The organism is Ruminococcus sp. FC2018 (assembly GCF_000621805.1).
Taxonomy (GTDB): domain Bacteria; phylum Bacillota; class Clostridia; order Oscillospirales; family Ruminococcaceae; genus Hominimerdicola.
Map to the genome: position 1 here is coordinate 51,938 of NZ_JHXH01000014.1, position 11,499 is coordinate 63,436.

Annotated in this window: 7 protein-coding genes, 2 tRNA genes and 2 rRNA genes; 1 reads left to right on the forward strand and 10 read right to left on the reverse strand. The window is 46.6% G+C overall.

The genetic code is table 11. The features are described 5' to 3' along the window. Positions 1-39: 39 nt before the first annotated feature. The 4 genes from T494_RS0109795 to T494_RS0109810 all read right to left on the reverse strand — a co-directional run bounded on the left by T494_RS0109795 (position 40) and on the right by T494_RS0109810 (position 4,299). Positions 40-1,245 carry a hypothetical protein gene (locus tag T494_RS0109795; protein ID WP_028506151.1) on the reverse strand — a complete coding sequence of 402 codons (1,206 nt, stop codon included), beginning with the start codon at positions 1,243-1,245 and terminating at the stop codon, positions 40-42. A gap of 431 nt (positions 1,246-1,676) precedes the next feature. Then, entirely contained in the window at positions 1,677-2,378 is a 702-nt protein-coding gene (locus tag T494_RS0109800; protein ID WP_242836425.1) for a methionine ABC transporter permease, read from the reverse strand. Beyond that, positions 2,371-3,387, reverse strand: a complete 1,017-nt coding sequence (locus T494_RS0109805) for an ATP-binding cassette domain-containing protein (RefSeq protein ID WP_028506153.1) — start codon at positions 3,385-3,387, stop codon at positions 2,371-2,373. The genes T494_RS0109800 and T494_RS0109805 overlap by 8 nt, the downstream gene beginning before the upstream one ends. 18 nt (positions 3,388-3,405) lie before the next feature. Further along, positions 3,406-4,299 (reverse strand): MetQ/NlpA family ABC transporter substrate-binding protein, encoded by an 894-nt coding sequence (locus tag T494_RS0109810; protein ID WP_051540324.1) that lies wholly within the window; start codon positions 4,297-4,299, stop codon positions 3,406-3,408. A 931-nt stretch (positions 4,300-5,230) separates the two neighbouring features. Between T494_RS0109810 and T494_RS0109815 the strand changes: the two genes are divergently transcribed. Then, a complete protein-coding gene (locus T494_RS0109815) occupies positions 5,231-7,150 on the forward strand; it encodes a thioredoxin domain-containing protein (RefSeq protein ID WP_037344579.1) in 1,920 nt (639 codons plus the stop codon). 42 nt (positions 7,151-7,192) lie between these two features. Here T494_RS0109815 and T494_RS12915 read toward each other — a convergent pair whose 3' ends face one another. The 6 genes from T494_RS12915 to T494_RS0109845 form a co-directional block, all read right to left on the reverse strand. Next, complete coding sequence (locus T494_RS12915; RefSeq protein WP_037344583.1) at positions 7,193-7,405, reverse strand: hypothetical protein; 213 nt, start codon at positions 7,403-7,405, stop codon at positions 7,193-7,195. Between the two features lie 146 nt (positions 7,406-7,551). Further along, positions 7,552-7,941 carry a DUF2809 domain-containing protein gene (locus T494_RS12920; protein WP_037344585.1) on the reverse strand — a complete coding sequence of 130 codons (390 nt, stop codon included), beginning with the start codon at positions 7,939-7,941 and terminating at the stop codon, positions 7,552-7,554. Between the two features lie 61 nt (positions 7,942-8,002). Further along, a tRNA-Asn gene (locus tag T494_RS0109830) sits at positions 8,003-8,078 on the reverse strand. Positions 8,079-8,086: 8 nt separating this feature from the next. Further along, positions 8,087-8,203: ribosomal RNA gene (gene rrf, locus T494_RS0109835) — 5S ribosomal RNA — on the reverse strand. Positions 8,204-8,270: 67 nt separating this feature from the next. Beyond that, a 23S ribosomal RNA gene (locus tag T494_RS0109840) occupies positions 8,271-11,105 on the reverse strand. A gap of 247 nt (positions 11,106-11,352) precedes the next feature. Continuing rightward, positions 11,353-11,426 (reverse strand) — tRNA-Ile (locus T494_RS0109845). Positions 11,427-11,499 lie beyond the last annotated feature (73 nt).

Genomic DNA, 11,499 nt, shown 5'->3' on the forward strand with positions numbered 1-11,499 from the left:
GCATTCGCCCTCCTTTCCGTTAAGCTCCTGGATCGGACATCACTTTTTCTCCACAGATACCTCGATCATAAAGTAATTCACGCAGGTACCGATATCAAAGTCTGCATAGTTATAGCCGTCGCTGAGTTTCCTGAAATTATCGCCGTCGGTAGGATTATCAATCATTTCGTTATCTACAGTAATTGTGCTGCCTGCCTCGGTATATGGCTTAAATATATTTTGTTTATTATCTTTAAGATACTTTACAACTGTATCATGGTCGGCGCTGCCGTCTTCAACCACCGGATAGCCTTTTCGCTTGTCGTCTGCGTTGTTCGGAAGTGCCATCTGTCCGAGGGTATTGGTCCACATCCAACGAACGGGTACTTTATATGCTGTGTTTTCCGCTGCGTTTTCCTTTCCGAATTCCAGTGTCCAGCTCATATCCGCAGTGTTAAAGGCTGCCGGTGTCTTATAATAATACCTGTTTTCTTCGGGGGTACCGGACGAAGTATCTCCTTCATCTTTAAAGAACAGGATATGTCCGCAGAGGTATTTTTCAGCCTGCTTATACACGTTAAGGTCCTTGCCTTCAAGCTGTGACCCTCTTACTTTTTCGGTTGTTAATTCCGAGGTCTTTTTAAGCTCTGTTACATACAGCTTGTTGCCCTGGGCATCTGTCTTCTGCTCTCCGGTTTCCTCGTCCACAACCGGGAATTCGAGTGCCGTAAAGCCTGTGACCTTGACATTTATCCTTGCGTTCAGTGTACCGGCTTTCTTAGCTATCATATAAAGATCAAGCTCACCGTATCCGCCGGGAAGGATATCCTTGTCCCCTTCGCCCTTTGAATTTGCATCACAGCGCAGTATCAGCTTTGATGTGGTGGGGATATAGTAGTCACTCTCGCCGCCGTCTTCGTTATTATAGGTATGTTTAGTTCCTTCATTATACTCGCTGTCAACTTCCAAAAGGCGGTCCTTATAGCTGACCTTCTCTTTTTTGGTGGCAATATCAAAGGAGCTTCCGTTTGCCTCGATCGCCATTGTGTCGGCGGTCACGGCTTTATTCATGGCAAACCATGCTATCGAGGCGAATATCATTATGAGTGCAATAAGTATCATCATCAGCACAAGCTTTATTGCACGCTTTTTCTGCTTACGGCGTTCTTCCTCGCTTTCGGCTTTCTTTTCTGCGACGACCTGTTCGGCTATTTTCTCCGCTGCTTCCCACATTTTATTGTTTTCACTCACCGTTCTTTCGCTCATTACACTCACCTCGCTCTCTTCGTTTTTTGTTTAAATAATTGGACTTTTTTGTCAAGAGGGTGCACTTCCCCCTTGTGGGCATATTTTCTCTCTTATATTATACAATAAAAGTCCTCGTTTTGCAATAAGCATATTTGACAAAAATGCACAAAGATGATTGTGCGCTTTATAGATTTCTTTCACACTTTTAACATACAACTTACTAAAACTTTCCACTTTAGCTTATAATATCAGTTCAGAATTTCGCTATGTGACTTACACACTTATCAAAAATAGTGAAAACAGGCAAAAAGAGCGGGAGCCAAGAAAAACTTAGCTCCCACAAGCTGTCAAATATAGATCAGAACCGGAAAGATCTTTTCCCAAGTGCAGTCGGAATAACCGTTCTCAAAAAAGACACCCGGATAACCTGCCAACGAACAATGATTATGTCAGCCTTTCAGACGTTTATCTGTTTTTTTGGCAAGTTTTGTACCAACAGACTGGAAAAGCTGGACTATCAGGATCAACAGCACCACCGCAAAGATCATCACGATATACTTATAGCGATAATAGCCGTAATTGATAGCAATTTTTCCAAGACCGCCGCCGCCGATAATACCGCTCATTGCGGAATATCCAAGCACGGTAGTAACGGCGATAGTTGCATTTGATATAAGTGAGGGGACACTTTCGGGAATAAGCACCTTTGTGATTATCTTAAAAGGCGATGCACCCATACTCTGCGCCATTTCGATAGTGTTCTGGCTGACCTCACGCAGACTGCTCTCGGCCAGGCGTGCTACGAAGGGGAATGCTGCGATCACCAGGGGGACAATAGATGGCGTTGTGCCCACGACCGTGCCGATCAAGGCTCTTGTAAGCGGAAAAACAAGTATCATCAGGATCAGAAACGGCACTGAGCGCAAAAGATTTATCAGTGCGTTAAGGAGCTTTAAAATAAAGCCGGGTATGGGTCTGACGCCGCCCTTTTCGCCTACCACCAGCAGGACTCCCAGCGGAAGTCCGATGAGGATCGCAAAGAACGTTGAGACTACGGTCACATATACCGTTTCCCATACAGCGAGGGGAAACTGGGTCTTAAATATTTCCCAAGCCTCTTTGAACTCCGGCGAGGAAAAGAAGTCACTTATCATTTACAAACACCTCCCGGGCAGTAATTCCCTTGATCGAGGTGATGAAATCAAGGGATTGTGCAAGCACCTTTTCATCTCCGTCGATACCAAGTATCATTGAGCCATATGCCTTGTCGCCAATGCTTTTGGTGGAGGCATATGCTATATTGGCAAGTATGCCTTTGCTTTCGGCAAGCTGGGCTATCAGCGGAGTTTTTGCCGCTTCAGCGCCATTGAAAACGACTCTGACGGTATGCCCAAAGCCGCCGCACTGGTCAATTATCTTTGAAAGCTCGTCGCTGTAAACAAGCTGTTTTGCTGCATCGGACTCAGGATCGGCAAACACCTGTGCTACCTCTCCCTGCTCGGCTACGCAGCCGTCATCTATTATCGCAACGTGCTTGCATATACGCTCGACAACGCTCATCTGGTGGGTTATAACAACCACGGTTATACCCAATTTTTTGTTGATGTCAGCGATAAGCTCAAGGATCGCACCCGTTGTGTTTGGGTCCAACGCACTTGTTGCCTCGTCGCAGAGCAGCACCTTGGGATCGGTCGCCAAAGCCCTTGCTATTGCAACTCTCTGCTGCTGACCGCCGGAAAGCTGTGCAGGGTAAGCCTTTGCCTTATCCTGCAAGCCCACCAGCTCCAGCAGCTCCAGCGCACGCTTTTTCGCATCCGCTCGCTTTACTCCTGCAAGTTCAAGTGGAAAACAGACGTTTTTCAGGCAGTTTTTCTGCATAAGCAGATTAAAGCTCTGAAATATCATAGTCACATTTTTGCGGACTTTTCTAAGCTGCTTTTCGCTCAGGGTGCAAAGGTCGGTGTCATCTATCAGGACACTTCCCTTTGTTGGCTTTTCAAGCATATTTATACATCGCACCAGCGTGCTTTTACCTGCACCGCTCATACCGATTATACCGAAGATATCGCCGTCGGGGATAGTAATATTCACATCTCGCAGTGCATCAACTGTGCCCTCCTTGGTCTTAAAGACCTTGGATACATTTTTTATCTCGATCATGTTGTTCTCCAAACTTTTTTATTTTATGTCATCAAGGCTTTTGAGCTTGCCGCCGTAAAGTCCAAGCGGCTCTACGTGGATAGCTGTGACAGAGACGATATGGGTTCCGTTTTGCTTATTAAAATCGTCAAGATAGGGAACATGCTGGAAGTAGTTTGCGTCGATCTCGCCGCTTTCGACAACGTTATTGGGCTGAACGTAATCGGTGAACTCGGTGACTTTGAGAGTAATGTTCTTCTTAGCGAGAATGTCCTTTGCTTTTGTAAGTATCTCGGCATGAGGTGTCGGTGAAGCGGCAACGGTTATTGTCTTGCCGGAAAGTGCGGAATAATCCACAGATGAGTCGTATCCGTCGGTGGGATTGTCAACAACCGAGATAACAGAGCCTTCATACTTTTCCTTGATATAGTCTGCCACGTCCTTGCTTTCAAGCGCAGCTTTCAATGCTTTTACAAGATCGGTCTTCTCGTTACCCTCTTTAACGGCAAGAATGTTTCCGTAAGCTGATGATGAGCCTTCGATCGCAAGTGAATCCTTAACCGGATTGAGCTTTGCATCAATAGCATAATTTGAATTGATTATCGCATAATCCACGTCTTGCAGAACGTTGGGAAGCTGGGCTGCCTCGACTTCCTTGAACTTGATATTGTGCGGATTGTCCTTGATGTCAAGAGGTGTTGCGGTTATGCCTGCGCCGTCTTTGAGGGTGATATAGCCCTTATCCTGCAAGAGCAGCAGTGCTCTCGCCTCATTGGTGGTGTCATTGGGGATAGCTATGGTCACACCGTCTGACTTGGAATCAGAGCTGCCGCCGGATGACGAGCTGCCGCAGGATGTGAAAGAAAGGACTGATGCTATTGATACAACGGAAAGTGCCAGTGATATAATTCTTTTTGATAATGATTTTTTCATATTTGATTACCTCTTTCTTGATTTGAATTTCAGATTTGATTATTACGGATAAGATCGAAAAAGTGGTATCGTTACATTCGTCCGTTCCTGAAATTCTCTCTCAAAAGGGTCGTAAGTATTTTTTGCATAACACATACCTCCTTAGAAAATAAAAACCGAGAGATCCAAGCGGATCCCTCGGCAAAAGGCTTGATATTAAAGCTGGCTCAGCGTCAACTATTCATATCTGCTTGGGAACGCATTGGAAAAAGATCACAGCAAAACAAGCACATACCACCGTACATGCACATAGACATATTCATCATTGCTGTAAATGTCTTTTTCATAAGATACGTTCTCCTTTCAGATTTACCACACTAACTTGGTAGGTTAGTCTTGGTATGATGTAATGATAACACATCAGTTTTTGTTTGTCAAGAGTTTTTTTCAAACTTTTTTTGTGCATACGCTTGGATCAGAGGAAACAGATGTGTCCGATCACTGCGTAAATACGCACATTTTAAAGTCCTTGGTAAGAAATCGCAGGAAACGATTTCGGCGAGATAAACAAAGCAAATGTGCATCTTTAAAAATTTATGTCAATTATGCCCAGCCGATTTTTGACATTTGCAAATTCTGCACTTGCAAGACGTGCCGGCATGAAAAAAGACGCACGATAAAAAGCGTAATGCGTAAAAATCGAACGATCCCGAAGCCTTGCGCCGCGCTTTTATATAACAAAAAAATCCGCAAGCATTAAACTTACGGATTTTTCTTTGGCTCCCCCAGTTGGACTCGAACCAACGACCCTTTTTATGCTGTGCGGCTCAAAGTGTAACTTCCACCAACCTATACAGTTTCAGCTTGCACCTTGGCTCGCTTTTTAGATGAAAGTATTGTATACAAGCATCGATCCCACGCATACTAATCTCAAAAAGCGAGGAGACATTGTATGAATCATCTGAAAAATGAAACAAGTCCCTATCTGTTGCAGCACGCAGGCAACCCTGTTGACTGGTATCCGTGGTGCGATGAGGCGTTTGAGCGTGCAAAGACAGAGGACAAGCCGATCTTTCTGAGCATCGGATACAGCACCTGCCACTGGTGTCACGTTATGGAGCGTGAGAGCTTTGAGAATACCGAAACCGCCGATATACTGAACAAAAGCTATATATCAATAAAGGTTGACCGGGAGGAGCGTCCCGACATCGACAGCGTGTATATGAACGTTTGTCAGGCGCTTACAGGCAGCGGAGGCTGGCCGATGAGCATTATTATGACATGGGACAAAAAGCCGTTCTTTGCGGGGACGTATTTCCCTGTTCATTCCCGTTTCGGTATGCCGGGCTTTACCGATGTTCTGAACGCAGTCACGCAAATGTGGAAAACTCAGCGTGACAAGCTCCTTGATTCTGCACATCAAATAACTGAGATTCTGAAAAGCGAAGAAACGGCGAGCAAGTTCCAAACTGATGAGGATATTGTCAAAGCCGCAGTTGATACTCTGCAAAAGCAATTTGACAGCACCTGCGGAGGATTCGGTCAAGCACCGAAATTTCCGATGCCGCATGAGCTGATGCTGCTGATGTATTACTCAAAGCAGACAAATGATAATTCTGCGCTGGAAATGGCAGAGAAAACTCTCCTGCAAATGCGAAAAGGCGGAATTTTCGACCATATCGGCGGAGGCTTTTCGAGATACTCCACGGACAGATTTTTCCTTGCACCTCATTTTGAGAAAATGCTCTACGACAATGCGCTTCTGATTATAGCCTACACCGCCGCATACAGCCTTACAGAAAAAAAAATTTACCTTGAAACAGCGACCAGAACTGCCGACTATATCCTGCGTGAAATGACTTCCCCCGAGGGTGGATATTACTGTGCACAGGACGCAGACAGCGAGGGCGTTGAGGGTAAATATTACACTTTCACGCTTGACGAGATAATCAGTGTTCTGGGCGACAATGGGCATAACTTTGCCAAGGCTTTTGACATTACCGAGCAGGGCAATTTCGAGGGGGTCAATATCCCCAATCTCCTCAAAAGCGGCGAGCTTTCCACAGACTTCACAGCAGAGTTTCACAAGCTCTACAAGTACCGCAAAACCCGCACAAAGCTGCACCTTGACGACAAGAAACTGCTTTCGTGGAACTCAATGATGATAGCTGCGATGTCAATGCTTTACCGAGTCTCGCTCGATCAGAAATATCTGCACTCTGCTAAAAAGGCGCAGCGATTTATTGAGCATAATATGTCCACCGGGACAAGTCTGTATACGAGCTATCGTGAGAGCAAACGCTCCGAACAGGCGTTTTTAGACGACTACGCCTACTATATCGCCGCACTTATCGAACTGTACAATTCCACACTTGACACGCGATATATTTCAAAAGCCGAAAGCCTTTGCAGCGAAGCGGTAAAGAGATTTACAGACGAAAAAGGCGGCTTCAATATGTGCCAAGCAACCGAACTGTTCAAGAACCCCAAAGAGCTTTACGACGGTGCTGTGCCAAGCGGTAATTCACTGATGGCATATGTTTTTGTGCGTCTGTATCAGCTTACGCAGAATGACTTGTACAAAGAACTTGCCGACAAGCAGATAGATTTCATGTCCGCAAACGCACAGGACTATCCGGCAGGAAACTGTATGTTTTTACTTGCAAAGCTACTGAACGATGCACCGCCGCCTCAGATCACAGCTGCGGTCAAAGACAATGCCGATATATCACAAATCCAGCTCCCGTTTTTGGCAAATGTTCTTGCCGTGCAGGCAGATGAAAAATATTCCCTACTTAACGATTGCACCACCTACTATGTATGCAAAGGCAACACCTGCCTGCCGCCGACAAATGAGCTTTTGATTCAATAACAAACAAAGGAGCAGTAACCGTTCTGCTCCCTTTTTGTTTTCTCATATATCCTGCAAGTCCGCCTGGGGAATGTCGTTTTCGATGTTGTCCCTCGCAAGGTCGTTGTCAATAGCGGGGTACGCAGGCGATATCGGCACTTCCTCCGAATACAGCCTGTTGTTCCGCGCCTTCTGCTGAACCTCCGAGATTATCGGTGGTTGTTTTTTAGGCGGCAAAATCTGAATATCGTCTTGCTTTTTGCTGCGTTTTGACATCTTTATCACCTCACGGTTATTGTGTGTAAATCAGTCAGCCTTATTCTTTTTCGCCGCAAAGAACATCTCACATTCACTCGCACATAATAATCCCAAAAACACTTACGGAGGCAATTATGGGACTTTTATCGCATAAAACACAGCCGTCAGAGAACAGACTTTATGATCCTTCTCGCTGCCATTGTACACAGCAAAGCGGCAGCGATACCCACAGTGTAAGCTATAAGGTCACTCCACAAAAAGCCCTGTCCCAGCAGCAGATGTCCGATAGTTGTTGACCTGACCCTGACCAGCCACTCCCATTTTATCAGCTGTGAAAACTCTACAGCAAATGACGTGATAAGTGCGCAGACGGCTGCGATATACGGTGGACGGTTTACAAGCACTATCCGCCAGCAGCAGTACATTACCACTGCCCACAGGGCATCACCGAAGCATTCGGGAACGAAGGACACCTTTCGTGAAACCAGCCCAAGCACGATAAGCACAGCTATCGCTCCGATATATATGAGCCTTGTTTTCAAGTGTTTATCCATAACACACCTCGAAGAATATGATAAAAACCTCTTTTGTTTGTTACAACAAAAGAGGTTTTTCTGGCTCCCCCAGTTGGACTCGAACCAACGACCCTGCGGTTAACAGCCGCATGCTCTACCAACTGAGCTATAGAGGAATATCCAATGTCGGCGACGACCTATGTTTCCGGGCCGTTACCAGCCAAGTATTTTCAGCGATGATGAGCTTAACTTCTGTGTTCGGCATGGGAACAGGTGTGACCTCATCTCTATAGTCACCGACTTGGAAATATTGAAGACCGGGTCTTCAAAATTGAATAACAAAGCAAAGCGAAGAAACAATCTGTAATTTGGTCAAGCCCTCGACCGATTAGTACTTGCAAGCTAAATACGTCACCGCACTTACACTTCAAGCCTATCAACCTTGTAGTCTTCAAGGGGTCTTACTCTGTAAACAGATGGGATATCTTATCTTAAGGACGGCTTCACGCTTAGATGCCTTCAGCGTTTATCCGATCCGCACATAGCTGCCCAGCTGTGCCACTGGCGTGACAACTGGTGCACCAGAGGTGCGTCCATCCCGGTCCTCTCGTACTAGGGACAGCGCCTTGCAAATATCCTACGCCCACGACAGATAGGGACCGAACTGTCTCACGACGTTCTGAACCCAGCTCGCGTACCGCTTTAATTGGCGAACAGCCAAACCCTTGGGACCGAATTCAGCCCCAGGATGCGATGAGCCGACATCGAGGTGCCAAACCTCCCCGTCGATGTGGACTCTTGGGGGAGATCAGCCTGTTATCCCCAGGGTAGCTTTTATCCGTTGAGCGACGGCATTTCCATTCACATACCGCCGGATCACTAACTCCAACTTTCGTTACTGCTCGAACCGTCATTCTCGCAGTTAGGCTTGCTTTTGCGTTTACACTCTGACGCATGGTTTCCATCCATGCAGAGCAAACCTTTGAGCGCCTCCGTTACTCTTTAGGAGGCGACCGCCCCAGTCAAACTGCCCACCTAACAATGTCCCCCGACTTGATTCAAAGCCGCAGGTTAGAACTTCAGCACTCCAAGAGTGGTATCCCAAGGTCGACTCCGCACAAGCTGACGCCTGTGTTTCACAGTCTCCCACCTATCCTGTACATGAAATACCAAAATTCAATATTAGGCTACAGTAAAGCTCCATGGGGTCTTTCCGTCTAGTCGCGGGAAACCGGCATCTTCACCGGTACTACAATTTCGCCGGGCGGGTTGTTGAGACAGTGCCCAGATCGTTACACCTTTCGTGCGGGTCAGAACTTACCTGACAAGGAATTTCGCTACCTTAGGACCGTTATAGTTACGGCCGCCGTTTACCGGGGCTTCAATTCAATGCTCTCACATCTCCTCTTAACCTTCCGGCACCGGGCAGGTGTCAGCCCCTATACGTCATCTTTCGATTTAGCAGAGACCTGTGTTTTTGCTAAACAGTCGCCTGGGCCTATTCTCTGCGGCTTGATTGCTCAAGCACCCCTTATCCCTAAGTTACGGGGTCAACTTGCCGAGTTCCTTAACAACCCTTCTCCCGTTGGCCTTAGAATCTTCTTCCTATCTACCTGTGTCGGTTTGCGGTACGGGCACCTGGGATATACACACAGCTTTTCTTGCCTCCCGCTACGGCTACTTCCCTACTTGTTTTCGGTCCCTTACGACCGGATCAACCATTCTCCGGCTAGTCGCTTTGAAAGTGTCCCTGTGTTTAAATCCTTCGGTGGCTACGGAATTTCAACCGTATGTGCATCGGCTACGCGTTTCCGCCTCACCTTAGCCCCCGGCTTACCTTGAGCGGACGAACCTTCCTCAAGAAACCTTAGATTTTCGGCCATTATGATTCTCACATAATTCTCGCTACTCATTCCGGCATTCTCACTCGAATAAGATCCACCAGCGCTTCCGCTCTGACTTCACCCCTTATTCGACGCTCTCCTACCACTGCACCATAAGATACAATCCCAAGCTTCGGTACATTGTTTAGCCCCGTTGAATTTTCGGCGCAGAGTCACTCGACCAGTGAGCTATTACGCACTCTTTTAATGAATGGCTGCTTCTGAGCCAACATCCTGGTTGTTTATGCAACTCCACATCCTTTTCCACTTAACAATGTTTAGGGACCTTAGCTGTGGGTCTGGGCTGTTTCCCTTTTGACAATGAGACTTATCTCACATTGTCTGACTCCCGTGAATCAATTGTCTGGCATTCTTAGTTTGATAAGGTTCGGTAATCTTTCGACCCCTAGCCCATTCAGTGCTTTACCTCCAGCAATCTGTCACGAGGCTAGCCCTAAAGCTATTTCGGAGAGAACCAGCTATATCCGAGTTCGATTGGAATTTCTCCGCTATCCACATTTCATCTCCGGTCTTTTCAACGAACGTGAGTTCGGTCCTCCATGGAGTTTTACCTCCACTTCAACCTGAACATGGATAGGTCACTCGGTTTCGGGTCTATTGCATGCGACTTAATTCGCCCTGTTAAGACTCGCTCTCGCTTCGGCTCCGCACCTTAAGTGCTTAACCTTGCCACATACAATAACTCGCCGGACCATTCTACAAAAGGTACCCGATCACGCATTGACGCGCTCTCGGTGCTTGTAAGCATAGGGTTTCAGGTTCTTTTTCACTCCCCTCCCGGGGTTCTTTTCACCGTTCCTTCACAGTACTATCCGCTATCGGTCATCAGGTAGTATTTAGGCTTGGAGGATGGTCCCCCCACCTTCCCACGGGATTCCTCGTGTCCCGCGGTACTCCGGATACAGCTCGCTGCTCTTCACTTCGCCTACATGACTCTCACATTCTTTGGTGTGCTTTCCCACACACTTCGACTCGATCAAAGCAATGCTAAATGCTGTCCATACCCCAAAGGTATTTCTACCCTTGGTTTAGCCTCTTTCCCTTTCGCTCGCCACTACTCAGGAAATCTCGGTTGATTTCTTTTCCTCGCCCTACTTAGATGTTTCAGTTCAGGCGGTTCCCCTCATATACCTATTTGATTCAGTATATGATGTATGTGCATACACATACGGATTGCTCCATTCGGAAATCTGCGGATCAAAAGATACTTGCTCTTCCCCGCAGCTTATCGCAGCTTATCACGTCCTTCATCGGCTCCTGATGCCAAGGCATTCCCCCTACGCTCTTTTTAGCTTGACCACTTCTACAGAATTATGTTTCCTCGTTTGAAGTTTTGCTAAATTGTAGGTTTCCCGACTAATTCTTTTTCTTAGTCGTTTTCCTCATTTGCATACTTTACTTTCTTTGTTATTCAATTTTCAAGATCCAGTCTTGTAACCCTTTCGGATCACAATGAGCACAATGTGGATGAGTCCACTTGTTTTTCACAAGCTTCCTTTTCCTACATTCTGTCACTTTTTCATCAGCAAGTTTTACCTCACTGTGATGGGCACAAGTGGACTCGAACCACCGACCTCACGCTTATCAGGCGTGCGCTCTAACCACCTGAGCTATGCGCCCATTTTGAATTTGCCTTTAGGCAAATTCAAAACGGGTGAGTTTGACTTCAAGGTCAACGACCTTGATTTGCTTC

Bases quoted from the DNA above. Each gene is read 5' to 3' on its own strand.
- T494_RS0109795 (WP_028506151.1), bottom strand. From the start codon at position 1,245: ATGAGCGAAAGAACGGTGAGTGAAAACAATAAAATGTGGGAAGCAGCG.
- T494_RS0109805 (WP_028506153.1), bottom strand. From the start codon at position 3,387: ATGATCGAGATAAAAAATGTATCCAAGGTCTTTAAGACCAAGGAGGGC.
- T494_RS0109810 (WP_051540324.1), bottom strand. From the start codon at position 4,299: ATGAAAAAATCATTATCAAAAAGAATTATATCACTGGCACTTTCCGTT.
- T494_RS0109815 (WP_037344579.1), top strand. From the start codon at position 5,231: ATGAATCATCTGAAAAATGAAACAAGTCCCTATCTGTTGCAGCACGCA.
- T494_RS12915 (WP_037344583.1), bottom strand. From the start codon at position 7,405: ATGTCAAAACGCAGCAAAAAGCAAGACGATATTCAGATTTTGCCGCCT.
- T494_RS12920 (WP_037344585.1), bottom strand. From the start codon at position 7,941: ATGGATAAACACTTGAAAACAAGGCTCATATATATCGGAGCGATAGCT.